This window comes from Paenibacillus sp. EKM206P, from assembly GCF_011066155.1.
GTDB classification, from domain to species: domain Bacteria; phylum Bacillota; class Bacilli; order Paenibacillales; family Paenibacillaceae; genus Paenibacillus; species Paenibacillus polymyxa_D.
The window spans coordinates 34,521-59,987 of sequence record NZ_JAAMNQ010000005.1 but is presented as its reverse complement, the minus strand read 5'-3'; the positions used below and the strand labels follow the sequence as shown (position 1 = coordinate 59,987).

The 25,467-nt window shown below is 47.4% G+C and carries 24 protein-coding genes and 2 riboswitches; of the genes, 13 read left to right on the top strand and 11 right to left on the bottom strand.

Going from position 1 to position 25,467, the window contains the following annotated elements; all coding sequences use genetic code 11:
* Window positions 1-47 precede the first annotated feature (47 nt).
* Complete coding sequence (locus G9G53_RS12575) at window positions 48-482, bottom strand: pyridoxamine 5'-phosphate oxidase family protein (RefSeq protein WP_039270290.1); 435 nt, start codon at window positions 480-482, stop codon at window positions 48-50.
* Window positions 483-755: 273 nt separating this feature from the next.
* Window positions 756-865, top strand: a riboswitch (TPP riboswitch).
* A gap of 194 nt (window positions 866-1,059) precedes the next feature.
* Between G9G53_RS12575 and G9G53_RS12570 the strand changes: the two genes are divergently transcribed.
* From G9G53_RS12570 to G9G53_RS12550, 5 genes are all read left to right on the top strand, one after another.
* Entirely contained in the window at window positions 1,060-2,103 is a 1,044-nt protein-coding gene (locus tag G9G53_RS12570; protein ID WP_165147936.1) for an ABC transporter substrate-binding protein, read from the top strand.
* A gap of 539 nt (window positions 2,104-2,642) precedes the next feature.
* Window positions 2,643-2,936: an MTH1187 family thiamine-binding protein gene (locus tag G9G53_RS12565; protein ID WP_016818835.1), complete on the top strand. Its 294-nt coding sequence runs from the start codon at window positions 2,643-2,645 to the stop codon at window positions 2,934-2,936.
* Window positions 2,933-3,709: an ABC transporter permease gene (locus tag G9G53_RS12560; protein WP_029514693.1), complete on the top strand. Its 777-nt coding sequence runs from the start codon at window positions 2,933-2,935 to the stop codon at window positions 3,707-3,709. Before G9G53_RS12565 ends, G9G53_RS12560 begins: the two co-directional genes overlap by 4 nt.
* A 44-nt stretch (window positions 3,710-3,753) precedes the next feature.
* On the top strand, window positions 3,754-4,704 hold the full coding sequence (locus G9G53_RS12555; protein WP_069010756.1) for an ABC transporter ATP-binding protein: 951 nt from the start codon (window positions 3,754-3,756) through the stop codon (window positions 4,702-4,704).
* A 55-nt stretch (window positions 4,705-4,759) separates the two neighbouring features.
* Complete coding sequence (locus G9G53_RS12550; protein ID WP_165148402.1) at window positions 4,760-5,572, top strand: TatD family hydrolase; 813 nt, start codon at window positions 4,760-4,762, stop codon at window positions 5,570-5,572.
* Between the two features lie 179 nt (window positions 5,573-5,751).
* Here G9G53_RS12550 and nfsA read toward each other — a convergent pair whose 3' ends face one another.
* The 6 genes from nfsA to G9G53_RS12520 form a co-directional block, all read right to left on the bottom strand.
* Window positions 5,752-6,495, bottom strand: coding sequence for an oxygen-insensitive NADPH nitroreductase (gene nfsA / locus G9G53_RS12545; RefSeq protein WP_029514690.1), 744 nt, complete (start codon window positions 6,493-6,495; stop codon window positions 5,752-5,754).
* Window positions 6,496-6,781: 286 nt separating this feature from the next.
* Window positions 6,782-9,238, bottom strand: a complete 2,457-nt coding sequence (locus tag G9G53_RS12540; RefSeq protein WP_165147933.1) for a heavy metal translocating P-type ATPase — start codon at window positions 9,236-9,238, stop codon at window positions 6,782-6,784.
* 117 nt (window positions 9,239-9,355) lie between these two features.
* Window positions 9,356-9,556 (bottom strand): copper ion binding protein, encoded by a 201-nt coding sequence (locus G9G53_RS12535; protein ID WP_165147930.1) that lies wholly within the window; start codon window positions 9,554-9,556, stop codon window positions 9,356-9,358.
* Window positions 9,557-9,611: 55 nt separating this feature from the next.
* Entirely contained in the window at window positions 9,612-9,962 is a 351-nt protein-coding gene (locus G9G53_RS12530) for a metal-sensitive transcriptional regulator (RefSeq protein ID WP_029514687.1), read from the bottom strand.
* Window positions 9,963-10,092: 130 nt separating this feature from the next.
* Window positions 10,093-10,893 (bottom strand): DUF3600 domain-containing protein, encoded by an 801-nt coding sequence (locus tag G9G53_RS12525; RefSeq protein WP_165147927.1) that lies wholly within the window; start codon window positions 10,891-10,893, stop codon window positions 10,093-10,095.
* A complete protein-coding gene (locus G9G53_RS12520; protein ID WP_238794844.1) occupies window positions 10,883-11,464 on the bottom strand; it encodes a sigma-70 family RNA polymerase sigma factor in 582 nt (193 codons plus the stop codon). Before G9G53_RS12520 ends, G9G53_RS12525 begins: the two co-directional genes overlap by 11 nt.
* Before the next feature lie 264 nt (window positions 11,465-11,728).
* Between G9G53_RS12520 and G9G53_RS12515 the strand changes: the two genes are divergently transcribed.
* Complete coding sequence (locus tag G9G53_RS12515; RefSeq protein ID WP_069010752.1) at window positions 11,729-12,187, top strand: hypothetical protein; 459 nt, start codon at window positions 11,729-11,731, stop codon at window positions 12,185-12,187.
* A 69-nt stretch (window positions 12,188-12,256) separates the two neighbouring features.
* Here G9G53_RS12515 and G9G53_RS12510 read toward each other — a convergent pair whose 3' ends face one another.
* On the bottom strand, window positions 12,257-13,486 hold the full coding sequence (locus G9G53_RS12510) for a multidrug effflux MFS transporter (protein ID WP_069010751.1): 1,230 nt from the start codon (window positions 13,484-13,486) through the stop codon (window positions 12,257-12,259).
* A gap of 202 nt (window positions 13,487-13,688) precedes the next feature.
* Between G9G53_RS12510 and G9G53_RS12505 the strand changes: the two genes are divergently transcribed.
* The 5 genes from G9G53_RS12505 to G9G53_RS12485 all read left to right on the top strand — a co-directional run bounded on the left by G9G53_RS12505 (window position 13,689) and on the right by G9G53_RS12485 (window position 20,699).
* Window positions 13,689-14,282, top strand: a complete 594-nt coding sequence (locus G9G53_RS12505) for a DUF5317 domain-containing protein (RefSeq protein ID WP_165147924.1) — start codon at window positions 13,689-13,691, stop codon at window positions 14,280-14,282.
* Window positions 14,283-14,564: 282 nt separating this feature from the next.
* Window positions 14,565-16,415, top strand: a complete 1,851-nt coding sequence (locus tag G9G53_RS12500; protein ID WP_165147921.1) for a bifunctional diguanylate cyclase/phosphohydrolase — start codon at window positions 14,565-14,567, stop codon at window positions 16,413-16,415.
* A 271-nt stretch (window positions 16,416-16,686) separates the two neighbouring features.
* Entirely contained in the window at window positions 16,687-18,405 is a 1,719-nt protein-coding gene (locus tag G9G53_RS12495; RefSeq protein ID WP_029514683.1) for a copper resistance CopC/CopD family protein, read from the top strand.
* Between the two features lie 58 nt (window positions 18,406-18,463).
* Window positions 18,464-19,213: a YcnI family copper-binding membrane protein gene (locus G9G53_RS12490; protein WP_165147918.1), complete on the top strand. Its 750-nt coding sequence runs from the start codon at window positions 18,464-18,466 to the stop codon at window positions 19,211-19,213.
* A gap of 238 nt (window positions 19,214-19,451) precedes the next feature.
* Entirely contained in the window at window positions 19,452-20,699 is a 1,248-nt protein-coding gene (locus G9G53_RS12485; RefSeq protein ID WP_165147915.1) for a stalk domain-containing protein, read from the top strand.
* Window positions 20,700-20,798: 99 nt separating this feature from the next.
* Here the strand turns inward: G9G53_RS12485 and G9G53_RS12480 are convergent, their stop codons facing one another.
* Window positions 20,799-21,182 carry a winged helix-turn-helix transcriptional regulator gene (locus G9G53_RS12480; protein ID WP_023986690.1) on the bottom strand — a complete coding sequence of 128 codons (384 nt, stop codon included), beginning with the start codon at window positions 21,180-21,182 and terminating at the stop codon, window positions 20,799-20,801.
* A 188-nt stretch (window positions 21,183-21,370) separates the two neighbouring features.
* Between G9G53_RS12480 and G9G53_RS12475 the strand changes: the two genes are divergently transcribed.
* A complete protein-coding gene (locus G9G53_RS12475; RefSeq protein ID WP_165147912.1) occupies window positions 21,371-22,045 on the top strand; it encodes an NAD(P)H-dependent oxidoreductase in 675 nt (224 codons plus the stop codon).
* Between the two features lie 102 nt (window positions 22,046-22,147).
* Here the strand turns inward: G9G53_RS12475 and G9G53_RS12470 are convergent, their stop codons facing one another.
* Window positions 22,148-22,528, bottom strand: a complete 381-nt coding sequence (locus tag G9G53_RS12470) for a TIGR02328 family protein (RefSeq protein ID WP_029514679.1) — start codon at window positions 22,526-22,528, stop codon at window positions 22,148-22,150.
* Window positions 22,529-22,561: 33 nt separating this feature from the next.
* Window positions 22,562-23,818 (bottom strand): DUF445 domain-containing protein, encoded by a 1,257-nt coding sequence (locus G9G53_RS12465; RefSeq protein ID WP_069290903.1) that lies wholly within the window; start codon window positions 23,816-23,818, stop codon window positions 22,562-22,564.
* Window positions 23,819-24,412: 594 nt separating this feature from the next.
* On the opposite strand from G9G53_RS12465, the gene G9G53_RS12460 reads away from it, so the two are divergent.
* Window positions 24,413-25,294 (top strand): AraC family transcriptional regulator, encoded by an 882-nt coding sequence (locus tag G9G53_RS12460; protein WP_029514677.1) that lies wholly within the window; start codon window positions 24,413-24,415, stop codon window positions 25,292-25,294.
* 50 nt (window positions 25,295-25,344) lie between these two features.
* Window positions 25,345-25,425, top strand: a riboswitch (cyclic di-GMP riboswitch).
* The last annotated feature ends 42 nt before the right edge of the window (window positions 25,426-25,467 follow it).

The window sequence follows — 25,467 nt, the reverse complement described above, 5'->3', positions numbered from 1 at the left end:
CTCCTGAAAAAATTGGAGATTTACTGGCTTATCCATTTATATTCGTATTATTTCTTCCACACCTGGCGCTCCGTTTGCTGACCCACATACTCAATGCGAGTCGGATTCACGTCCAGAATGACATAATCGGGATCGTCCGGTCCGGAAAACCACTCCTTCAAGGAGTCGTTCCACACTTGTTTGCGTAGCCCCTCATCAGCTGTAATTTGGACGGTAGCCTCCACTTCAACAACTTCCTTCGTACCGCCAACCTCATAACCCAGCAGCAGATAAGCATTCGGATTGTCCTTTAGCTCATCCACTTTATGCGTTTTGCGATCTGTCGCCAGATGAATGTTCATTCCATCGTTAAAAAGGGCCATATAGCGTACTTTCGGTTTGCCACCCTCTACCGTACCTAACGTACAAAATTTGTTGTTATCCAAAGCCTTCACAATGGCTTGTTCCAGTTGGTTGCGATCCAATGTTTCCGTTTTACCCACAGTACAACAACTCCTTTTCACGAATTAGAATTCTCTACCTACGCCATGCCATTGGGCACCAGCCCATCTGAACCTACCTGCGCAGCTGTTCTGAAAATAACATGACCGGATCGAATCGGATTGATTCATACTCATTTTCAGATCAAAGCTCACAGTAAAAGTGTACCCTGTCGTTCGGCAAATGAACCGTTATCTCTCCCTTCATGCTGGACAGACCTGCATTCAAAGCATATAATCGTCGTAGTAAACCCGAATAAATGAACCCATTAAACCATACAATGCCAGGGGTGCTGGAATCGGCCGGCTGAGAGTGTGTCCCAAGACACTGACCCTTACAACCTGATCTGGGTAATGCCAGCGTAGGAATGCTTAAGCAAGATGTGCCTTTTTTACATAGGACCATCCCTTACTTTGGTATATACAAGCGCAAGCGTCCCGGAAACTCGGGGCGCTTTTTTTGTTGAGGATTAAGTTGTTGGAAAGATCGCGTCCGGCAGATGTTATTTTTATGAAAATGGGAAACTTAAGCTGTCTGATTGGATGGATAACGGGTAATCAAAAGGAGAGAACACTAACGATGAAGCGCATGAAAATATTAACCCTGGGACTGATCAGTCTGTGGCTCATGGCCCTGACCCTGACCGCTTGCGGTGGAAGTCCCCCTACATCCCAAGAAGCGGCTTCCGCTACCGACACTCAAACGTCTACTCCGGCAAAGGGGCTCAAAGATGTTAAAATCGTGCTCGACTGGACACCCAATACGAATCATACGGGACTCTATGTCGCCAAGGACAAAGGATTTTACGAAAAAGCAGGTTTGAATGTCCAAATTGTTCAACCTGGTTCAGGCGGAGCCGATCAAATGGTTGCTTCTAATGCTGCACCTTTTGGTATCAGCTACCAAGAAGGCGTCACACAGGCTCGCACGCAAGGTGTGCCGCTTGTATCCATCGCTGCGGTGATTCAGCATAATACCTCAGGCTTCGCAGCCCCGGTAGATCGCGGAATTAAAAGCCCGAAAGATTTTGAAGGTAAAAAATACGGCGGTTGGGGCTCTCCCGTAGAAGAAGCGGTCATGAAATCCATCATGGATTCAGACAAAGGCGATGTGAGCAAAGTGAAGATCGTCAACATGGGCAATGCAGACTATTTTACAGCCGTGAAGCGGGATATCGACTTTGCCTGGATTTTCTACGCATGGACCGGAATCGAGGCCCAACTTCGAGATGAGCCATTGGATATGCTGTATGTAAAAGATTATTCCAAAAGCCTCGACTACTATACGCCTGTAATTGTGAGCAACGAACAGACGATAAAAAATGATCCCGAGCTGGTCAAAGCGTTCATGGACGCTACCGCCCAAGGCTATGAATACACTATCGCCCATCCGGAAGAAGCCGCGGACATCTTAAGCAAAGCTGTACCGGAGCTGGATAAAAAACTGGTACTTGCCAGCCAAAAATGGCTAAGCCCACGTTATCAGGATGATGCCGCGCAATGGGGCGTGCAAAAAGCGGAGGTATGGCAAAACTATTCGGACTGGATGTACGAACGCAAGCTGCTCAGCAAGCCTTTGGAAGTCGATAAGGCCTTCACAAACGACTTCTTGCCCAAGCGCTGACCATTTGTTAAAACGCTAAATAAGACTGAACTAGAGAAGTGAACGAAGCGCCACTACGCAGTCGGATGGTGCTTCCCATCGCCACCACCCCGGATTTCTTAATAAAAACTTATGATTAATGTAGAAATCCGGGGAGGTTATGCTTCCGAAGCGAGCTTTCCTACGGAAAGCTTTTAAAGCGAACGCTAACGCTTGTACAGCACCATTCCGCCCACTTCGTTCTCGTTCAACTTGGTTTATTCTTTAGTTTCATATTATCTAAGCGCTAAGTAGGTGCGCTTGTGTGTTAAAAATGCCGCACAAACCAGCTTTAAAAATAGGGTGCTTTTAAGGCGGGCAGCAGCGGAGCGGTTCATTTGAATCTGGAGAAGCGGAGCGTTCGCCTTTGCAGGGGAATTCTTACCTTTGAAAACTTAAATAATCCAAGAATCCCCCTGCAACAGCGATCGTAAGACCAAATGAAACGCGGAGCGGTCTCAAACGCCTTAAACCACCCTATTTTCTCTAAAACACTCCAAATGAAGGACAGGTGAATTTGCATGGCTAATACACTGCTCAGTATTCAAGTAATCCCTAAAACTCCTAATAACGAGGACTCTTACCCGTATGTAGATAAGGCGATTGAGGTCATTCAGCGCTCCGGTGTCAAACATCAGGTGAACCCATTGGATACGACCATGGAGGGCGAGCTCGACGAGTTGCTGAAAGTGGTTAAAGAAATGCATGAGGCTTTGACGGAAGCGGGCAGTCCCAGCGTCATTTCACAGATCAAAATCGCACATAACCCACAAGGCATCAGCATGAACAAGCTGACCGAGAAATATCGCCCATGAATCCGAAAGGCAAGAACGCATCCTGGTGGAAAAGCGTATGGCCGCCCCTTGTGGCGGTCCTCTTCTTTTTAGCAGCCTGGCAGGGGGCGGTTTCCTATTTACATATTGAATCCTGGCTACTGCCAGCTCCATCCCTCATCGTACAGGAGGGCATGGCCCAGACGGCGCTGCTTGGTGCCCATACATGGGCTACAATTCGCCTGACACTTGTGGGATTCGCTATAGGGACAGCAACGGGACTGTTGATCGCCATCGTTCTTCATACCATTCCTTTTCTCAAATCCGCCCTGTATCCGCTGCTTATCCTGAGCCAAAACATTCCGATCATCGCCCTGGGGCCGCTGCTCATGGTGTGGTTTGGTTTTGGCATGCTGCCCAAGCTGATGGTCATTACCTTAGTATGCTTTTTTCCCGTGGCTGTAGCGACCATGGACGGGCTGACACGGACGGACCGTATGATGATGAACTATATGCAGATGTCGGGTGCCGGTCGCATGGCTATTTTTATGAAGCTGGAGTTGCCACACTCGTTGCCGCAAGTATTCTCCGGCATCAAGATTGCTGCCACCTACAGTGTGATGGGCGCAATTATTGCCGAATGGATTGGTGCGAGCGAAGGAATCGGATATTATATGCTGCTGCAAAAATCGGCCTATCGCACGGACCTCATTTTTGCCGCCATCGGCATCATTGTCGCGCTCAGTTTACTGATGTTTGTCATCATAGTACTACTGGAAAAATGGCTGGTTCGCTGGAAACCGGATCAGGAATAGCTTCCTCCTTGAATTAAATACAGCAAAGAAAGGACGTGGCACATATGAGTCTGCATCCGACTGACTTATCATCACACAACGTGGCTAATGAACAACGAGCCGGGGACCAGCAGAGTCCTTCGACTGCCCCTTCTGCTCTGGAATTGGACGGGATCAGCCTCGCCTTCCGCGAAAAGCGAAGCTTACTGCCCGTGCTGCAGGATGTATCCCTCACAGTCAAGCCGGGAGAATTCGTTTCTCTCATCGGTCCGTCAGGCAGCGGCAAAAGTACGCTGTTTCACATCATCGGCGGGCTACTCAAACCACAGCAGGGACGTATCCGTATGCACGGACGAGACATGACTGGTGAACGTGGGCATATCAGCTATATGCCACAGCAGCCCGCCCTTTTCCCGTGGCGCACCACGCTGGATAATGTACTGCTTGGGCAGGAAAATGCTCCACGTAAAAATACAGCAGTCCCCCCTCAGTACGCCAGTGAACGCGAACGTCGCAAAGAAGCCCTGCAATGGCTCGAGCAGGTTGGACTAGGCAAATTCGCCAAGGCGTATCCACATACGCTGTCTGGTGGAATGCAACAGCGTGCAGCCTTTCTTCGCGCACTGCTCAGCCCGCAGGAATTAATGCTGCTGGATGAGCCGTTCAGCGCACTCGACGCGCTGACACGTGCAGATATGCAGCAATGGTTACTGCGGATGTGGGAGAAGAACCGCCGCTCTGTGCTGTTCATTACCCACAGCATTGAAGAAGCGCTGCTGCTCTCCGATCGCATTTATGTGCTGTCAGCGCGACCTGCTTCGGTGGTGCATGTCGTAGATGTCCCTTTTCCCCGCCCGCGTAGGGAAGAAATCACCCTCGATCCACTCTTTATTGAATGGAAGCGAACCATGACCGGCTGGATGCGTGAGGAAAAGTACAAACTGGACGGCGATATGGACAATGCTCAGAGCGTTCACAAGAATATCCCGGAAGATGGATTGAATCGGCATGAGTGACGTAAAAGTTCGATGTGCATCGAAATGGAACAGCCAAACAAAGCTAGGCTTGGATTTGACCACAACAAGACCCGCTCCATTAATCGACGCGCACATTCATGTAGACAGCTACCCGCCCGAACAACAGAAGCTATTGCTCGCTTCACTTGCTGATAGCAGCGTCCAAGCTGTGATAGCCGTGTCGATGCATCTGGACTCCAGCCGAGCCAATCTACGGTTAGCCGAGCGTTACCCTGGGCTAGTACGGCCAGCCTTTGGCTTTCATCCCGAACAGGCCCTTCCACCGCAAACTGAGCTTGACCTCTTGTTCGACTGGATGGACGAACATGTACAGCAGATGGTCGCCGTGGGTGAAGTCGGCTTACCCTATTACAATCGGCTAGAAGCCTCGCAGAGCGGAGCTCCTTTTGACCTCGCTCCCTACATAGTGCTACTGGAGCGTTTCATCCAGTTTGCAAGCAAGCATAGCAAGCCCATTGTCCTGCACGCCGTTTATGAAGACGCAGACATCGCCTGTGACCTTCTGGAACGTCACGGCGTCACGCAGGCGCATTTTCACTGGTTTAAAGGCTCTGCCGCCACGACCGAACGTATCGCCCGGAACGGCTATTATGTCTCCTTCACACCGGATCTCCTGTACGAAGAAGAGATCCGCAGTTTGGCAAGGCAGTATCCATCTGATCAGATCATGGCAGAGACAGACGGTCCCTGGCCGTTCGAGGGTCCTTTTACCGGACAACAGACACATCCCCGGATGACTGCCGACGTCATTCGCGCGTACAGCAAGCTGACCCAGCAAGATGAATCTGCCGTCCATCAATTATTTTATGAAAATACGAGACGCTTTTACTCACTATCTGATGGATAAAGGTATACCAGTTGTTTACTGACTGGAAGGTTTACAACCACAACATGCAACCAAAGCAAAGAACCTCCTTATTTACGAGGAACTTCATCATACGTAAATAAGGAGGTTCTTGTATTTTCAAACGTATATAGCTCAAATACTACTTGTATTTTGCAGAGTTTTTTATCACTACTCAAATTTTATTGCTTCAAGAAACCCTTCTGTTCCAAAAATGGTTTCAACTGCAAGCGTGCTGGCTCGGTCAATCTTCCGGCCATTTGCTCAGACCATGGCGTAGAGCGTTGACCGCCCGTACGTTCCTTCAAATATTCGGCTGATGTATGATCGTATACTTCTACAGCTTTCATCGTCTGATTTTTGTCGTAGCCGTTCATATGCAAAACACCGGACAGCGGAAGGCGTGGACGCAAGCCCGTTTCCTGATCCGGTACACCAATACACATACCGAATACTGGATACACCAGCTCTGGCAACCCTAACAACTCAGACACCTCTGCTATGTTAGTACGAATGCCGCCAATGTAGACGATGCCCAAGCCCAGTGATTCAGCGGCTACCGCTGCATTTTGTGCAGCTAACGCGGCATCAATAGTCGCAACCGTATAATTTTCAACGGACCCTTCATAGGAAGGCTGACCTGGCTGATGGTGGAGCGTGACCTGTTTCAAGCGATACAGGTCTGCGCACCATACCAAAAACGCAGGGCATTGCTCAACGTAAGCCTGCCCTCCTGCCAACTCCGCCAGTTTTGTTTTCAAAGAAGGCTCGGTAACGGCGATAACGGTATATGCCTGCACATTGCTGGACGAGGAAGCCATTTGGCCAGCTGCCACAATAGCTGCGAGCTGCTCGTCGGTAATGGGGTCTGACTTGAATTTTCGCACAGACCGGTGATTCATCAACAAGGAAATCGTATCATTCATGACTGCTTCACTCCTAATCCATAATATAAGCTCTTTATCTACTTCAAGCTGTGAGTATACGAAGAAGTTCTTGCATGCTTGCATGGCACTCCTACAAATATTATGGAACTTTCGCGAATGATAAGCAACCTGACGTGATGAAAGTTGACTGGTTTTAAAAAACCAAACACAACAAAAAGCAAGCACGCAGAAAACCAATTGTGCGTACTTGCTCTATACTCTGATAATAACTTTATCTCGATACAGAAGTCCGACAGCACGCTATCCTGCCGATACATCCATACACCTACAGCTTTACTCGTTGGAGACGCAGCGCATTCAGCACAACTGAAACAGAGCTAAATGCCATGGCCGCTCCCGCCAACCATGGGGCAAGGAAGCCCAAAGCGGCTATCGGAATACCGATCACGTTATACCCGAGCGCCCAAAACAGATTTTGCCGTATGTTTGTCATGGTCCGGCGGCTCATTTCGATCGCGTCAGGAATGCTGTTCAGGTTGCCGCGCATGAGGGTAATATCCGCCGCCTCCATGGCCACATCCGTTCCCGTACCCATCGCCATCCCAATATTAGCAGTAGCCAGCGCAGGCGCATCGTTAATACCATCCCCAACCATAGCTACGATCATGCCTTGTTCCTGAAGCCGTTTCACTTCCTCAGCCTTTCCTTCAGGTAGTACCTCCGCCAGCACTCGTTCAATTCCAGCCTCGGCGGCAACAGCCCGCGCAGTCCGTTCATTGTCACCCGTAATCATGATGACTTCAATGTTCATCGCGCGCAGACGGGCAACGGCCTCTCGTGACGTTTCTTTAATCGTATCCGCCACGGCCACCAGTCCGGCATAGGAACCGTCCACAGCGACCAGCATCGCAGTTTTCCCTGCATTTTCCAGATCATTCATATACTGCTCAGCTAAGTCATCTATTGCGATGCCTTCCCTGCTCATCAATCGGCGTGTACCGGCCAATACCTGTTTACCTTCCACATGTGCCTTCACACCATAACCCGGAATATTTTCAAAATCTGTCGGTCCTACCAGCTCAATGCCTCGATCTGCAATCCCCTTTACAATGGCTTCCGCCAGCGGATGCTCCGAGCTTTTTTCTGCCGCACCGAGCAACCGCAGCAGATCCTTTTCAGCCATGCCGCTTGCTCCAACCATAACATCCGTCAGCTCGGGCTTGCCATTCGTAACTGTACCTGTCTTATCCAACACCACTGCGTTGACTGAACGGGTCATCTCCAAATGCTCGCCGCCCTTGAACAGAATACCATATTCAGCGGCACGTCCCGATCCTGCCATAATGGACGTTGGAGTTGCCAATCCGAGCGCACAAGGGCAAGCAATGACGAGAACTGCAATCATTTTCTCCAGTGAGCCTGCAAAATCAGTCGGCGTCACAAGGAAAAACCAGACGATAAAGGCCAACACAGCGATAGCAACAACAATGGGGACAAAAATACCGGAAATCTGATCCGCAATCCGCTGAATGGGAGCCTTGGAGCTTTGCGCATCTTCCACGACCTTAATAATACGGGACAACGCCGTATCACCACCCACACGCTCAGCCTGGATACGTAGAACCCCGTTTTTATTGAGCGTCGCCCCTGTAACTGCGGAACCAGCTTCTTTTTCAACCGGAAGACTCTCACCACTTAACATGGATTCGTCCACTGCCGAACGTCCGTCTACGACCACACCATCGACAGGAATTTTCTCGCCGGGTCGTACAATAAAGATATCCTTCACACGTACCTGTTCAATCGGAATATCAAGCTCTTGCCCATCACGTACTACACGTGCCGTTGTCGCCTGTAGACTCATCAGGCTCTTGATCGCCTCGGACGAACGCCCTTTGGCTACCGCTTCGAACCATTTACCAACCAAAATAAGTGTAATTAGCACCGCGCTTGTCTCGTAATACAGCTCCGGCATGGTCATGACAGGCATTCCCGCCATCCCCTCCATAACATCAGCCGGACGCAGAGTAAGGTACAAGCTGTAAAAGTAAGCCGCAGACGTACCTAGTGCAACTAACACATCCATATTCGAACTGCCGTTACGAAGCGCTTTGTACGCGCCCACATAAAACTGCCAACCAATGACGAACTGAATCGGCGTTGTCAGCACTAGTTGGAACCATGGATTTAAGAACAGTTCTGGCACATAAATCCATGATGTAAAGGAAAAATGAGCCACCATCGCCCACAACAACGGCAACGACAGCACTGCGGACACAATCCACTTCCATTTTTTACGATGGATATCCTTACTGCGTACATCCGCAATATTGTCCTCAGCGCTCTGCGGGATCGCTCCGTAGCCTAGCTGTTCAATCTTACTCACCAGATCACCAATCGCAATACTCCCCGCGGCATATTCCACATGAGCGGTTTCCATCGCCAAATTTACCGTGGCACCTGTTACACCAGGCATCCGATTCAATCCCTTTTCAATCCGGGTTGCACAGGCCGCGCAAGTCATGCCCGTTACATTCAGATTGGCTTCTTCACTTACAGTTCCAAACCCAAGAGAAGCAATTTTGTCGCGGAATTCAGCGATCTCCACCTGCTTGGGATCATAGGATATCGACGCCTGCTCCAAAGCCAAATTCACATTAGCCTGTGCCACACCATCTATTCGCTTTAAACCTTTCTCAATACGGCTTGCGCAGGCGGCACAGGACATCCCTGTAATGTGAAGCGTTGTCTGCTTGTCACCGTCGGTCGCACGGTTTTCCATGGTATAACCCTCCTCCTATACCCCAGTGGGGTATATCATATCCAAAAAGAAAAAGCTTCTAATACGGAAGCTTCTCCTTCGAAACAAGTCTTTTCACACATAAAACACCTTCATTACTTAAACAACATCATAGCCTTGGTCTTCAATGGCTGTTTTCAGCGCTTCAACGTTCAGCTTGGACTCGTCATATTCTACATTCACTTGTTTCATTTCGAGGCTGACCTTGCCGGTAGCGCCAACTTTCTCCAAAGCTCCTTCTACTGCCTTCACGCAATGATTGCAGCTCATGCCTTCTACATTCAATGTAACTTGTGCCATTTTCTTTTCCTCCTCTGGGGTACTTCCGTACCCATAATGTGTATGAATACTACTCTTAACGGATTAGCTTTTTGACCGTAACCAGCAGCTCGTCAATCACTTCCTGCTCTCCTGCCTGCATGCGCTCAATGACACAGCTTTTCATATGCCCTTCCAGCAGCAGCTTACCGACACCATTCAGCGCGGACTGGACAGCCGCAATCTGGTTCAGTACATCGTCACAGTAGGTATCCTTCTCAATCAAGCCTTTAATTCCGCGAACCTGACCTTCAATACGGTTCAACCGGGATACGAGGCTGTTCTTGAACTCTGCCGAATGATGACTTTTTCTAATTGTCTTTTCCCCGTCTGTTCCACAGTGATTCTCATGGACTTCAGTGTGGGAAGCAGATTGCTCCTCAGCCATACATCAGCCTCCTGTGTGGTGTATATATGCATTTAAACATTTGTTATATCCCCATCATAATATACCCCCACGGGGTATGTCAACATTCCAGGAAAATGTCACTTTTTCGCCTTGATTTTCGCCACTGTTTCTACTCAAGCGAATTAAATTGATCAAAATAAGGCTGTAGCAACTCTAACTGTTCCTCATAATCTTTTCTATCCCTCTCAGATAAACGATCTGGATATAGTACACCTTTGGCCCCTGTAATGCGGGGTACATACTCGTAGAACTTCGTGAACAGTACACGAAACTTTACAAATTCATCCTCAGTCAGAACCTTTTTCGCATAGTCCAGCTCGACCTGTAAATCGATGCCTGCGTGGGCCTTTGCATCTAATGTGCCCGTAATGGCAGAATCACCGCCATCTTTTTTACCATCGTCCGTTTGGGTTAGCGCTTTCCCCTGATTCAACTTGTCATAATACGGCTCCAGCTTGGCAGATATATGATCGTATTCACGCTCTTCCTCTGCGCTTAAGCGCTCCTTGTGGAGTGCGCCGTTTTCATCCGTCATTTTCAGATTATAGGCCCCGAGTTCTCTCAATAACCCTATAAAAACAGTGAACTCCTCTTTCGTTAAATGCCCCTGCACCTGCTGCAACTTGGATTCTACTCTATTATATTCCTCTGACGATCCTCCCATTTCAATTAGCTTTTCCTGTGAACCATATATTGTATCCGCCAAATAAGTGTAAGTAGCAAAAGCACCTGTTGGAATTAGTAATAACACTACGAGAAGAGTTATCACAATATACCTTTTCATAGATTTAGGTCCTCCTTTTTCAAGCCGTTCAATTTGACCCATAATGTTTTCTTTTAATTCAGCCGGAGCCAATATGTGGTCATCATCCTGCTGCATCACCCTACGTAGTTCTTGCTCAAGCTTCATGGATCTTCTCCACCTTTCCGATTAGAAAATGTTCCTGCTGCTCTTTCGATCGAAGCTTTTGCAAAGCCGCGTGAATTCGTGATTTCACCGTGCCTAACGGTATCTCTAAAATATTGGAGATTTCCTCTTGGGAATATTCCTGCAAATAGTGCAACACAATTACCTGTTTAAGCTTGAACGAAAGCTGCTGAACTGCTTGGAGCAATACATGATTTGCAACCTTGTCCACAATTTCCTCAGAAAAATCATGAGATGTATGAAGTTCGAGCCTTTTTGCTTTGCTTGTGATTCGTAGCCTCATCCATTGTTTTCTACGGTAAGCCCGGATCTGACGCATAACGACCCCCATTAGCCAAGGATGAAAAGGACGTCTTTCGTCAAATTGCCCAAGTGATTTATATACATGAATATAAATTTCCTGCACCACATCATCAGCATCCACTTTCTCTTCCAACAAAAAATGCACCGTTCTATAGACTGTATGAATTGTTTGATCATACAGTTCTCTGTAAGCCTCACGACTGCCAGCCAGCGTCTCCGTAACAAGAGCAACCATCAAATCATTCTTTATCAAATTTGCCCGCCTCCTTGCGTTGTCCAATCCTGATCTCCCCCTTTCTTTCATCTCACATCTATATATTTGGCAGGAAACCAAAATATCGTTCGATTCTGTCTCAACATCAGGAAAATAGTCTCCGCATAATCATTCTTTAGCAGGACTACTCTTTTGGTAATATATTGATATAATATTAAAGTTGCAATTCCCATTTGTCTTGTATATATACAAACGAGCAATCATAACAAATCATACGTCGAAGGAGCTTATTAGAAGTCAATGAAAATAAAGATTACACCCTTGTTACGGCTTATCCAAGGCCTGTTGTGGTTTAAAATCCTTGTAATCATTATCGCAGGATGTGTATTTATTTCAGCCCAACCGACAGGTGGGGAGTCTCGGTTAATCCATATGGCCTCCCGCACGCTATCCATCACACCTCCACTTGAAGGTTCTACCGCTCATATGGTCGGATTTGTATTCGGAAAATTGCTCTTTCGATTACTTCCTACAATAATGATCTTGCTGTTTATTGCGACAAAAAAGTATAAACTCACCCTTACTTTACTGCTTTTCGTATCCATTTTTGGTTTGAACATCAACGGAATAGACCCTTTCTTTCCCGTTCATATCTGCATGCTTATTTCAATTCTGGTTCACAAACCATCTCGTATGTACTTAAAACAGATACCTCTGCCCGCAAAGGAAGCCGAAGATATCTCGATTGCAAAACGGTAAAAAACTCCCCTGGACTGAAATGGTTCACGTATCAGTCCAGGGGAGTTTTTTAGTTCAATTCGCCTAATTTCAAGCCTTCGCGCGTGTTTCCTTAGCAAGTACGGCAAAGCTTATTAGCGCACCAACCTCGGCTATAGCTATAACGACCGCCATGGGTACGGGGGTTGTTCCACTCCCCAAGCCTACTAGCGGTGAAGCGATGGAACCCAGCAATAGAGGCAACAAACCAAGCATAGCGGACGCACTACCTGCGGAGCGCTGCTGACTCTGCATTGCCAATGAAGTCGTCGTTGTACTCACAATCCCTACGCAGGAAACGACAAAAAATAGCGGAACTAAAACAGCAAACAATTGGCCTCCAGTAAAGGCTACAGTAAGCAAGCTGATTCCGGCTACAGCCGCAATGACCAGACCCGACAAGAGTAACTGTCGTTCGCTGAAGCGACCCACAAGTCTACCCGTTAACTGGGAAAACAGTACAATCCCCAAACCATTCACTGCAAAAATGATGCTATACGTCTGAGGGGAAACCCCGAAAATATCCTGAAGCACGAATGGTGAGCCAGCAATATACGCGAACATCGCTCCCGTAATCAGCGCCTGTGAGAAGGCATAGCCCATAAAGCGTCGATCGGCAAACAAGTGACCGAGTGTCCCCAGCGTCTGCTTCAAACCACCGGATGAGCGGCGGTTCGTTGGCAACGTTTCTGGCAAACCCAACACGACGGCAATCAGCATAGCCACGCCCACTACACAAAGCACCATGAATACACCACGCCAGGAAACAAAGTTCAATATGACACCGCCCAGTACCGGTGCAGCAATGGGGGCCACGCCGTTCACCAGCATGAGCAGTGAGAAAAAGCGTGTCAACTCTTTGCCCGAGTAAAGATCACGGGCTACAGCTCTGGAAATTACGATCCCCGCCGAGCCCGTAAGCCCTTGAATAAAGCGAAGCGCAATGAGCATACCGATATTCGGCGCAAACACGCATAACAACGAAGCAGCAGCGTACAGAATGAGCGAGATCACCAGCGGTCCTCTGCGACCTCTCACATCGCTAAGAGGACCAGCAACGATCTGGCCAACGGCCAGTCCCAACAGACAGGCGGTCAAACTAAGCTGCGCCAGCGAAGTGGTCGTATGCAAATTGTCGGCTAATGTAGGCAGCGACGGCAAATACATATCTATGGACAACGGCCCGAAAGCACTCAATGCACCCAGGACAAAGGCGATCCATAATATTCGCGATTTGGTCATATCTGCGGCAACCATAACAGTATTGGATAACCGGTTCATAATAATAATCATCCTTTTCACAAAAATATAAATAATTACTTCAATACATCATGATATCACTCATTTCGTCTGGCTTCGAATAATTACACGCTAATCCGCAATTTTTTTTCAAAACTGCTATATATCAGGCAGGAATTTACCAATTTCAGGTCGAATTATACGGTAACCAAAACAAAAAATTTGTGGAATCTGGAGAATGATAATGGTCTATGATGGAGTGCTACTGGGTCTCATTGTAGGTCTGTTCAGAGGAGGCTGGCGGCAAGGTCTGATCCGTTTCAGTCAAATTCGCCTTATAGCCGGCTGGATGTTCCCCGTGCTGCTACTGGTACAATTCATTATTTTTTATTTCCAAGAAAAATGGACTGGGCTGGCAGCCATTAACGGGTATCTATTTATGGGAGTCTACGTGGTTGGATTGATATTTCTCTGGTTGAACAGACATCATAAGGGATTCAAGCTTATTATCATCGGCGTATTGATGAATTTTATCGTTATGGCGGTGAATGGCGGCAGGATGCCAGTCTCGTTGAGCGCTTCGGAGGTGCTGGGTCCCTATTATACAGATATGCTTAAATCCGGAAGTGTCATCTCGAAACATTACATGATGGATGCGAGCACGCGTCTATCATTGCTTGGTGACATTATTCCTCTCTCCAAGCCCTATCCCCGCACGCAGGTAATTAGTATTGGAGATGTTGTCATGAACTTCGGGATGTTTCTGTTTATCCAAAGCATTATGGTCGTGAAAAGGACCACGGATAAGCAGCAAGAAACCAATCCCCGCCACGCCTAGTGCGTACCTTATTCCAAGGAAGGGAGGGAACCCTATGAAAAACTTGAAATACTCCCGTGTGATTATCAATGCTATTATTGTAGCTTCTGTCATAATTGCTTTGACTTCCGGTTACAAAATCGGGGGCTAGTCACCGATAAGAAAAAAAGGAAGCACAGGCTCAACAAAACAGGCTGGATTCCGGCCTGTTTTTTCATGTGAAATTTTCGATTATAAAATTGTAAATTATCCCATTCACCCCTGGTAGCTTTGACATCAAGATACGACAAGGCAGGAGAAGAAATGATGAGTATAATAAAAAAGCTGCAAGAATGGGTTACCGCGACGGGAATATATGTGTTTTTCATATGTTTGGCAGGCTTGATCGTCCTCCTGTATACGAATCAGTGGTCCTTTTTGCACTATACGACAACAGAGTGGGTCACGATCTATTCCCTATTGGGAGCAGTTCTAATTCTGGAGCATTTTACATTCCAGCTACCCCCAGCCAGTAACAAGCAGTCCATGGATTCCTCCGTGTATCTGGCTTGTATTTTTGTGCACGGCACCGAAATTGCTATTCTAATTTTACTGTTAAACGTAATCATTGCTATGTTCCGGCACACAGAACTGTCCTGGTGGAAGCATACCGTCAATTTTTCTATTTACGCCCTTTCCATTTTCCTGTCTTCAACAGTATTTGAACTAAGCGGCGGAACGCAGGGAGCTTTAAACCAAGAGCATTTCGCTTCCTACCTGCTGGCGTTAATTTGCTACTTTGCGGTGAACACAATCACACTGGGCATCTACTTTTATATCGCATACAAAGGGTCCTTCAATGAGCTTAAACAGGCTTTTTTGGCTGAATCCCTGCTCGTATACTTATGTACACTCATTCTGTCTTTGGTATTGACTACACTGATTTATAACAATGGCATTCTAGGACTTTTGCTGTTCCTTGGGCTAAGCATGCTCCTATCTCACGCATTCAAGCAAATGTTCACGCTGTATCGGGAAATCGAAGAAAAAGCAAACATGGATCGCAGAACAGGGCTATACAATCACAGCTACTTTGAAAATACACTTGAAGCTGAATTAAATATATCGAGATCCGAGAATACTCCCCTCAGTCTGGCGCTGATTGATATAGATGATTTCAAAAAATACAATGATCATTTCGGTCATCTTAAAGGCGATCAGCTACTGGGATTTCTCGGTGAGTTTCTTAAGAAGGAAACCTCCGACACCCCCATCACCGTATCCCGCTACGGTGGAGAAGAATTCACCCTGCTTATGCCTGATCATACCGCTGAACAAGCTTATGAAATAGTCAATGCTATTCGAAAAAGATTAAATGATTCTCGTTATGAGGGTGTCGAAATTTTTCCACATGGCTGTCTGTCCTTCTCCGCAGGTATTGCCCAAAGCCGCATTGACATCTACGACAAATCACAATTGGTCGATCTGGCGGATAAAGCCCTGTACTACGCCAAGAAACAGGGCAAAAACATCGTTCATACGCATGGAAGCTTAAATGAAGTGGAGCGTGAGGTGGATCTGGGGCAGGATATTCGTGATCTTGAGCAGCAGCTTAATTTGTTCTTATACAAGGATATTAATACCTTCAAGCATTCCAAACGGGTGTTCAGATATGCAGCAGACATGAGCGATGTGCTTCAACTCGGACCGGAGGATAAGCGGCGTTTCATACTAGGAGCTCTCATTCATGACATTGGTAAACTGGAGATTCCCTGGAATATCCTCAATAAAAAAGAGAAGCTGTCCGGTGAGGAATGGCAGATGGTGCAAGCGCATGTCATGTGGGGCAAGCGTATTGTAGAAGCCAACGAACGATTCGTAGATTTGATTCCTTTTGTGGAGCTGCATCATGAACGTTATGACGGAGGAGGCTATCCGTTTGGCTTTAAGGGCGAGCAAATTCCACTTTTATGTCGGATGCTGACGATCATCGACTCTTTTGATGCGATGACAACCGAGCGTCCCTATCAACCCACCAAAACGTTCGAGGAGGCCATTGAAGAATTACGCGCTTGCTCGGGTAGCCAATTCGATCCCAAACTAACGGCTATTTTTATCCATTATATTCAACACAAGCAACCTGCTTTCACGGATCTCATGGAAACAGGGCTCTAATTCCTTCATAGGCTCTTCCTCTTTCCCCTAGCATGGTTGAAATCGTCCTGAATTCAACCACACTAGGGGTTTTCATATGATTGGCATTTTGTATAATGCTTATTATTTCAAATTTCATATAAATGTCATAATTCGCTCCATCTATTCGCGCTATATGCACTATGATTAAGATAGGAATGGATTTGTACGTCAGGCAAAATCCTCCTGTATAAAATGTTATAAATGGGGATATCCTCGCTTCAAGTAATCGAGAGAAGGTGACTTCACAAGCATGTTGTATCCGTCCAGACCAGCCCGTGTGGCTTGTCTTTTATTGCTGTGTCTCCCCCTTCTGGTCCTGTTTCCTCACTCTTCGTGGGCTCATGCATTTGTCATTGAATCCAGTCCGACCGAAAATCAGGTTTTGGACAAGTCGCCTTCTCAGGTGACCATTACCTTCAATGAAGATTTGCAATCTGCCTTCATGTCGATCAAAGTGACCGACGAAACAGGCAAGCGGGTCGACACAGGAAAAGCACAGCTTGACCCGAATCACAAAGCCACCATGGAAATCCAATTGATCCCAGGGATGAAAAATGGAATTTACTCTGTTAGTTGGAGAGCTTTATCCGCAGACGGACATCCAGTTAATGGAGTTATTCCATTTCAAGTAGGCAGCGGTTCCAATGCGCCTACCCATCAAGCTACCGCACCTGAAGGCTCAGGGACATCACGAATCGACTTAATCGCTGTCCGTTGGTTTCTTTACATAGGACTATCGCTGCTTTTTGGAGCGATTTGTTTCCGGCTGTTCATCTTACCGAGCATAAGCCAAGACAAGAATCAAAGTGAACAGCATAAGCAAAATCAGCGGCCCTTTGAAACATCGCCCCGCTGGAATAAACTGCTATGGAGCGGCTACGGCATAACGTCTGCCGCCATTCTGATCAGCCTGCCACTTCAGGCTTCATGGGATGCCGGGGTTTCCATCAGGGAGGGCTTCTCACTCCCGATTCTGGGAGAAGCTCTCCAGTTTACTGGAGCCGGACAAATTTGGTTTATCCAGATGATTCTCGTGCTACTCCTAAGCGTAACGCTGATTTACGCGCTGGATTACAGCATTTCGAGTCGCCAGCGCCGTCTTTGGGGCTACAGCTCGGCTCTCCTAACGCTATGCCTCATGCTGTCCAAGGCCTTTGTCGGTCATCCGGCAGCGGCTACGCATCCAGCTCCAGCTATTGCGGCGGACTTCGTCCATCTCGCGGCAGCAACCTTTTGGATCGGCTCACTTGCCGTCATGGTCGTGTGCCTGCCGGTTGCCGGAGCAGAGTTGCCCGTATCCGAGCGGGCAACTCTGCGACAAGCCGCCTTGCGCCGCTTCGCCGGCTGGGGCATTGCTATGGTGGCGGCGTTACTCGCCACCGGTATATATGGAGCCGTGCTGTACATTCCGGCTCCCTCCATGCTGCTGAACACGTCCTATGGACTCGTTCTGCTCGGCAAAGCAGCGCTGCTGCTAGTCATGCTGGCCTTCGCGGCCAGCCAGTTCCGCAGCGCACGGCAAGCGGCGCCCAGCAAGCAAGCCGCCCGGGGATTGCGTGCCGAGTTGTCCGTCGGCCTGCTCGTGATGCTGTTGACTGCGGTGCTCACTCACCTGTCACCCGGTCAGGCACCTGCTGTACCGTTTGAGGAGACTCGCACTACGGGTGGATATAACGTTACCCTGGCAGTCAGTCCCAATGCTGTGGGCAGCAATGAATTTAAGGTATCCGTTCAGGACAGCAAGGGTGCTGCCGTTTCAGGAATCCAGCAGGTTACATTAACGCTCACTCCAGCAGACCCTGACCAAGATCAACAGGAATTTGTTCTACCTGTGAAGCAGCAACAGCCATTCCGCAGTCAGGAATTGATGACCTCCGAAGGAACATGGGCGGTAAAGGTACATGCTCTGACGGCTTCACTCGATGCGGTTGATGCTGAATTCACCCTGCATGTAGGCGGTAAAAAATAATTATTTTATACTTCAGGATTTTGTGAAATCCTCACTTAAAAGGAGCGAATAATTGAATATGAATACAACAATTCAAACAGCAAAATCCAGATTTTCCAGGTTTGCGACCTCTGTGGGTCTAATCGCAGCGGGTGCCTTACTTTTTGCAGGTATGGCCAGTGCACATGTGACAGTCAAGCCTTCTGTTTCACAACCTAATGCGTGGGAAACGTACACATTGAAAGTACCCGTGGAAAAAAACATTCCAACCACCAAAGTCGCCTTGAAAATTCCGAAAGAGGTCGTTTTCAAACAATACGAGCCTGTACCGGATTGGAAGGTAGCCACCGAAAAAGACAGCTCTGGCAAAGTAATCACCGTGACCTGGACGACTGAAAAAGACGGCATTCAAGCAGGTCAATATCAGCGTTTTAGCTTTGTAGCGCAAAATGCAGACCAGAATACCGCAGCAGCCTGGGACGCCTTCCAATATTATAGTGACGGAAGTATCGTGGAATGGACAGGCGATGAAGGAAGTAACAGTCCTCATTCTATTACCGAAATCACGGCGGATGCCACGTCCGCAACTCCTGTCCCTGCCGCAGACAGCGGACACGATTCGGCGGGTACGACAGCAGGTCACGCGAGCACAGATACGACTAAAGATAGCAGCAGCCCCGCACCTGCTTCAAACAATGCTGTAGAAGCTGCACCTGCCGCTTCTGTTCCAGCCAGCTCTACTGCACAAACGACAGCTCTCGTCCTCTCGATCATTGCAGTCATTCTTGGTGCCGCAGCTGTTGGTATTGCACTCAAGCGCCGCAAGTAATCTGGGTTACGTATAAAGTTAAGAGCGTTTTAAAAAGAAAAAGCTGATACCTATTTAAAAGGGGTCAGCTTTTTTGGTATGAAAGAAAACGATTAATATTCAGCTTTAACACATATTCAGATTCATCTCATCCTATTATTTCACATTCACCTTTCTATCATTTTTTTGGTAAAATGATAGATACCTCACGATTCTAACATGATAGCATTGCAATCTATTGAGCATAGGAGATCATAGGATGAAAATCGTAAATAAGGCTTTGTTATCTAGTGCTATTTTTCTGAGTACCACAGTGGGCATCTATAGCCCCTTGGCACAAGCTGAAGCCGGCAAGATCAGCATTATGCTGGACGGATATCCATTACCGTTCCCTGTACAACCTGCCATGATGAACGGCACGACCATGGTTCCCTTTCGTGCGATTTCTGAAGCTCTTGGCATTACAGTGAAATGGGACCAAGCCAGCCAAAGCATCACCGCTACCAAAGCGCAAGATTCTGCTACCAAGCAGGTGATTCTAAAGATGGGTAGCCGCAATGCCACAGTGGACGGACAAGCGGTTCAACTAACAGCCGCTCCGCAAACCGTGCACGGCAGCACCATGATTCCGCTGGGCTTTTTCGGGCAGCAGTTTGGAGCCACGGTGAACTGGAACCAGGGAACACGGACGGTCTCCATTACATCGCCTCGTGAATCGATGTATACAGTAGGCTTCTATGCGCTGTCTTCCTTTGACCAAAAATCCAAAATACCGGATTTTAACGTCGTTGCCTTCGGCTGGAGTCGAATTGATACGAACGGACAATTTACCACAAACGGCAAAGAATACAAATGGCCTCAAGCCGCTGGAACTGTAACGCCAGAGTCCATTGTGCAGGAGGCAGACAGCCAGGGGACTTCCCCTTACCTGATGGTCTATTCCGGAGATGGCAATCACGAGCTGACCAAAGTTTTGGAAAATACGCAGCTTCAAGAACAAACCATTTCCCAAATTGTCAGCACCGCCACCGACAAACAATTTAAAGGCATTACGCTAGACCTGGAAGGATTGGGCTGGAGCGGCGACAAAGCCAAAGCTCGTTCAGACTACAACACCTTTATTAAAAAGCTATCGACCAAAGCGCATCAGGCCGGGCTCAAGCTCACCGTCGTTCTGCATCCGCTGAACAGCTCTTACTCTGGCTATGACTACAAAACGCTGGGCAATCTGGCGGACGATCTGATCATCATGGCTTATGATTACGGACAAAAGGCTACACCTGAGCCTTTGGAAAAAGTGGATGAAGCCATCCAACTGGCCTTGAAGGAAACCTCGCGGGACAAGCTCATTTTGGGGATTTCGATGGGTAGCGAAAAAGACAGCACCGTTAACGCCAAGATCGGTTTAGCCAAACGTTATGACCTCAAAGGAATCGCTATCTGGCGCTTGGGCATCATTGGAGAAACGGCCTGGGCGCAGATGAACGAAGCCATCGAGTTTAAATAAGTGTACATTTTATCCAAGTAAAACCGACCTTATTTCGCCCGCCAGATGATTTCTTATGCGTCTTCTATGAAATCATCTGGCGGGCTTTCTTCATTCCCTTTAACAAAAGTGCTTGCCTGATTTGGAAGTTGTCGTCACAGGCTCGCAACCCTGTTCTCCATAGAAGATCCCCCAGTCTCTCATAAAATCCAGCAACGGCCTTAACGTATCTCCTAACGGGGTAAGCGAGTATTCCACACGCGGTGGGTTCTCATTATAAATTTCACGGTGCACAATGCCATCTCTCTCCAATTCGCGCAACTGCAAGGTTAGCATCCGCTGTGTAATATTGGGCAAGGTCCGTCGAATTTCGTTATAGCGCCGCGGTCCTGTGGTCAAATGATACAAGATGACTCCCTTCCATTTGCCGCCTATAACCCCGACGGTTTTCGCTACCGGACATCCAAAATTAACGCTAACTGCATGTTCCATCTCCTGTGCCATGTATACCCTTCTTTCTGTAGAATGTGTAAACCAATAGCCCCAGACGTATGACAAGGAACAAATATGTGCGTACTTGTTCCCTGCAAAAACTTTCTATATGATAACTATATATTCGATATCAGCTCTCATTATAGTAGCAGAAAACCCATAGAGCACCAACTAAACCCATACCCAAAGGAGTACATTTTATGTCTAATACATCAGCTAAAAAACAGGAAATTCTGGACGCCTTTCTGTTCAGGCACGCCACGAAAGAATTTGATCCCAATCGCATCATACCGGAAGAGGATTTTCAGTTCATTCTCGAAACCGGGCGACTTTCTCCAAGCTCCGTCGGTTTTGAACCATGGCAGTTTGTAGTTGTACAAAATCAGGCATTAAGAGAAAAGCTGGCTGCGGTTTCCAGCGGTGGTCAAAAGCAGATTCCTGCGGCTAGCCACGTCATCCTGATTTTGGCGCGCAAGGATGTTCGTTATGATTCTCCTTACGTGGAGTATATGTATAAAGAGGTTAAGGGTATGTCTGAGGAGGAATTTGCCTCACTGCCAGGCCGCTATAAGATTTTCCAGGGTGAAAGTCAACGCCTGCTGGAAAACGAACGTACGCTATTTGACTGGGCTTCCAAGCAAACCTATATTGCCTTAGGCAATATGATGACCGCGGCGGCTCAGATCGGTATTGACTCCTGTCCGATTGAGGGTTTTAACTACGATCAGGTGCATGCCATTTTGGAGGAAGAAGGACTGCTGGAGAACGGGCTGCTCGATATTTCAGTCATTGCTGCCTTCGGTTATCGCGCTCATGAACCCAAACGTGAAAAATCCAGACAACCCCTGGAAAAGGTCACACGCTGGATTCTGTAATCTAATATCCCGATTCTCTCCCAAACGATGAACATTGAAGCATCAAAAAAGCGGGCTTGCGGCACTTCATCTGAATGATGAACCTACCACAGCCCGTCTTTTTTAGGTCACTTCAATTTCTATTAAAATCCCCTTGGAAGCCAGGTTATCCAGGCACTCCTTCATATACTCATCGTCATGCTCCACATATGCACCCGCGCCTGCCAGTTCCTCACCCAGCTCTGCCTCCCAAGGCTCACACTGCTTACCGCGATACAAAGGCTGTTCCCATAGTGGGTCAACATTGTACCCTCTGCTTTTCATTTCGTCCATAATGAGCCTATGATAGCGCACCAGCAGCATGGGGTGATAATCGAACACATAATTCACCGTGGCGTGTGGCTTGCCCCACCCATTCCCGCGCAGGGCACAGCACTCACGATGTTGCCCCAGCAGTTGCGGACGGGGTAACTTGTCGATTAAATGTTCATGCCAAAGCCTCATGCTTCCACAACCCTATCTGTAGCTTTTTCTGATCTATTGGATTAGCATACGGATACCTGTCAGCACAATGCCGATCAGGAAGCCTGTAACTGCGCCATTAATACGTATCCACTGCAAATCCTGTCCCAGTTTGTCCTCCATCAGTGCAATCAGGGATTTGTTATCCATTTTGTCTACATTTTCGCGCACCAAGTTACCAATCCGACTATGGTTGGCTTCCACCAGTCCAGTAATACCTTCCACAATTCGCACATTAATCTTGTCCAGCAGCTCGGTATTCCCTCTTAAATCAGTCAACATTCGATCCAATAGCGGTAAAATATAGGTCTGCACATAGCTTCCGTCTTCCATGTAGTCCAATAAGCGTATACGCAGTTCCTCCATTTTTCCCAGCACCGACGCATCACCTTCCCAGGCTTCAACAAGGCTATCCTTCCAGCCGTTCAACCCTTCCTGAACCGTATCTTTCGTCGCCAATCGGGTCACCTGTGTTCTTAGACCATCCAGCACGGCCTGACGGCGCGGGTGCTCTTCCCTTTGCAGTTCTGCTACCTGATCCAGCAAAAAATGACGAATCATTTCACCCATACGCTCTTCGTTCAGATAGCCGAGGAATGCGTTCAAGGCAAACTGCATCAGTCCGCTCACCTGCAAACCGCTGACAGCCTGCATACCTAAGGTACCCAGCGTATAGCCCGTTTCGGGTCGCAAAAGCCAGGACTCGGCTTGTTCCAGCGTGTAATCCAGCGCGCGGCGATCATAACCCTTCTCGCTGGTCTGACGAGCAAGCGCCTCCAGCAGCGGTCCGGCGTCAAAGTCAGTCATCTGCCGCTTGAGCTCTGCCACGATGACCGGAGCCAATTCCGCGAGCGGGAGCGACTGGACGAGCCGCTTGGCAAGAACATCTATGGATGCCGCCGCCTCCGGCGTGCGCAAACCTTTTTCCACACCACCCAGCACCAAATCGGCCAAACGAATATCTGCAATTTTAGACGCGATGCTGTCTTTGTTTAGCAAGTTATTTTCCACCGTACTCACCAAGGCATTTGTGAGCTTGTCCCTATTTTTAGGAAGCAGCGCGGTATGTGGTATCGGAATGCCTAGCGGATGACGGAACAAAGCAGTGACAGCGAACCAGTCCGCCAGTCCCCCTACAAGTCCTGCCTCAAAAGCTCCGGCTAACAAACGAGCCCAGCCATATTGCTGGAAGGGCAATGTGGCTGCAAAGCCTGCCCCTAGAATAACAAGCGACCAAGCCGCTGCGGTTTTCGTATTTTTGGGTTTTCCCATCCTGTAATCCTCCAAACTGACTGTCGAGTAAGTAAAGCACTATACCTGTATTACCCATCATATCATTGCCCGTGTCATTTCCAAAGTTGAAAGCACTCTTGATGAAACGCGTAAGGCCACTTTTTGCGTAATTTTTTATGCATATATCTCTCTTTTTTACATTCATGTTCGTGAACTAAATCACAACACTAGGCCCAAAATCTCATTTTTAATAATAAGCCTTACGAACCATTTTATCAGAACCAAGTCCTAAATTTCTTAAACCGAAAGGAGAAGTGAAGGGAAAAGTTGAATGGGCATGTAAGATATCTTTTTCAGCACTAATTCTATCTTTGACCCCAGAAAGGATTTGAATCCATGATGACCTCAGAATTCTTTCAACAATATTCGACCTTTTATACGGACGATCAGGTTAGATGTCCATAAGAGCGAGGCTTCTATAAAACTTACAAACATATTTTGATATATAGACATATTTCATGTGATAAAATAAACTTTTATATATAGTAAATCATGTTTAATCAGCCATTATATATTGGTTAAATCAAACCAAGATAAGCTAGATAAAATTGCTTCTTTGTAAAGGAATTGAATATGACAACAGACCAAAAAAACAACGAGGGCCTCTGGAACGGCGAACCTGTCGTAATTGTGCGCACTCCCTCCGCTTTTGCCAAGCAATCCCTTTTATATATTCAGGAATTAGGCTACTTCCAAAAAACTTCTGCTTTTACGGTGGAAAGAAAAGAACTCGCCTCTTTTTTGCTTGTTTTTACGTTGTCTGGTAAGGGAGAATTACTATACCGGGACAAGAAATATATTTTAAAGCCTCATGATTTGTTTTTTATTAATTGTGAGGAGTATGTGCAATATAGCACCTCCGGTCATGAAGCCTGGGAGTTTATCAGCTTATACCTGTACGGCAACCTGATCGGAAACTTTTACGAACAATTTGCCAAGCATAATAAACCGGTAATATCCATGCATAATCCGTATATTATATTGGACAAACTGCATGCTCTGATTTGTGGGCAGTCTGACAGAAGTCTTTCCGCTGAACTGCTAACGTCCAGGCTCATTGGTGAAATACTGATGTGCATCTTGCAGCATCCCTATGATCACCAGCATGTGAATGCTGAAACCCTCAGCGAAGTACGTCGGGTACAGCAATATTTGGATCAGTCCTACTGTGAGCGAATAACACTGGACTCGCTGGCAGACATGTTTGAATTAAACAAGTTTAATTTGGCTAAAAATTTCAAAAAGCAGATCGGTTTCTCTCCGATTGATTATCTCATTAATGTCCGTATCACGGCCGCTCAAAGCTGGCTTAAAACCAGTGACATGTCCATTGTGGATATCGCAAGGTACGTAGGTATTCCCAATACGAGCCATTTTATTAACCTGTTCAAGGAGCATGTAGGAGAAACACCTCATTCCTTCCGCAAGAAGTGGGGGAACCGTTCCAAGCTGTAAATGAGAGGTTACATGAAACCAGTTTGATAGATGATAGACGCACAAGCTATTCAAGTTAATGGCAAAGCTGTCGAAAGGCAGTGACGCAAAACTATAGGGCCTTCCTATCCGGATGGCAGCCAGCTACCAGATGAACGAGCTTTTTATTATGCCCTTTTTTACATAGATCCACC

Bases quoted from the DNA above. Each gene is read 5' to 3' on its own strand.
- G9G53_RS12485 (WP_165147915.1), top strand. From the start codon at position 19,452: ATGAAAATCGTAAATAAGGCTTTGTTATCTAGTGCTATTTTTCTGAGT.
- G9G53_RS12560 (WP_029514693.1), top strand. From the start codon at position 2,933: ATGAATCCGAAAGGCAAGAACGCATCCTGGTGGAAAAGCGTATGGCCG.
- G9G53_RS12505 (WP_165147924.1), top strand. From the start codon at position 13,689: ATGGTCTATGATGGAGTGCTACTGGGTCTCATTGTAGGTCTGTTCAGA.
- G9G53_RS12490 (WP_165147918.1), top strand. From the start codon at position 18,464: ATGAATACAACAATTCAAACAGCAAAATCCAGATTTTCCAGGTTTGCG.
- G9G53_RS12535 (WP_165147930.1), bottom strand. From the start codon at position 9,556: ATGGCACAAGTTACATTGAATGTAGAAGGCATGAGCTGCAATCATTGC.
- G9G53_RS12555 (WP_069010756.1), top strand. From the start codon at position 3,754: ATGAGTCTGCATCCGACTGACTTATCATCACACAACGTGGCTAATGAA.
- G9G53_RS12515 (WP_069010752.1), top strand. From the start codon at position 11,729: ATGAAAATAAAGATTACACCCTTGTTACGGCTTATCCAAGGCCTGTTG.
- G9G53_RS12530 (WP_029514687.1), bottom strand. From the start codon at position 9,962: ATGGCTGAGGAGCAATCTGCTTCCCACACTGAAGTCCATGAGAATCAC.
- G9G53_RS12495 (WP_029514683.1), top strand. From the start codon at position 16,687: ATGTTGTATCCGTCCAGACCAGCCCGTGTGGCTTGTCTTTTATTGCTG.
- G9G53_RS12570 (WP_165147936.1), top strand. From the start codon at position 1,060: ATGAAGCGCATGAAAATATTAACCCTGGGACTGATCAGTCTGTGGCTC.
- G9G53_RS12480 (WP_023986690.1), bottom strand. From the start codon at position 21,182: ATGGCACAGGAGATGGAACATGCAGTTAGCGTTAATTTTGGATGTCCG.
- G9G53_RS12565 (WP_016818835.1), top strand. From the start codon at position 2,643: ATGGCTAATACACTGCTCAGTATTCAAGTAATCCCTAAAACTCCTAAT.
- G9G53_RS12510 (WP_069010751.1), bottom strand. From the start codon at position 13,486: ATGAACCGGTTATCCAATACTGTTATGGTTGCCGCAGATATGACCAAA.
- nfsA (WP_029514690.1), bottom strand. From the start codon at position 6,495: ATGAATGATACGATTTCCTTGTTGATGAATCACCGGTCTGTGCGAAAA.
- G9G53_RS12500 (WP_165147921.1), top strand. From the start codon at position 14,565: ATGATGAGTATAATAAAAAAGCTGCAAGAATGGGTTACCGCGACGGGA.
- G9G53_RS12540 (WP_165147933.1), bottom strand. From the start codon at position 9,238: ATGGAAAACCGTGCGACCGACGGTGACAAGCAGACAACGCTTCACATT.
- G9G53_RS12525 (WP_165147927.1), bottom strand. From the start codon at position 10,893: ATGAAGCTTGAGCAAGAACTACGTAGGGTGATGCAGCAGGATGATGAC.
- G9G53_RS12465 (WP_069290903.1), bottom strand. From the start codon at position 23,818: ATGGGAAAACCCAAAAATACGAAAACCGCAGCGGCTTGGTCGCTTGTT.
- G9G53_RS12460 (WP_029514677.1), top strand. From the start codon at position 24,413: ATGACAACAGACCAAAAAAACAACGAGGGCCTCTGGAACGGCGAACCT.
- G9G53_RS12475 (WP_165147912.1), top strand. From the start codon at position 21,371: ATGTCTAATACATCAGCTAAAAAACAGGAAATTCTGGACGCCTTTCTG.
- G9G53_RS12470 (WP_029514679.1), bottom strand. From the start codon at position 22,528: ATGAGGCTTTGGCATGAACATTTAATCGACAAGTTACCCCGTCCGCAA.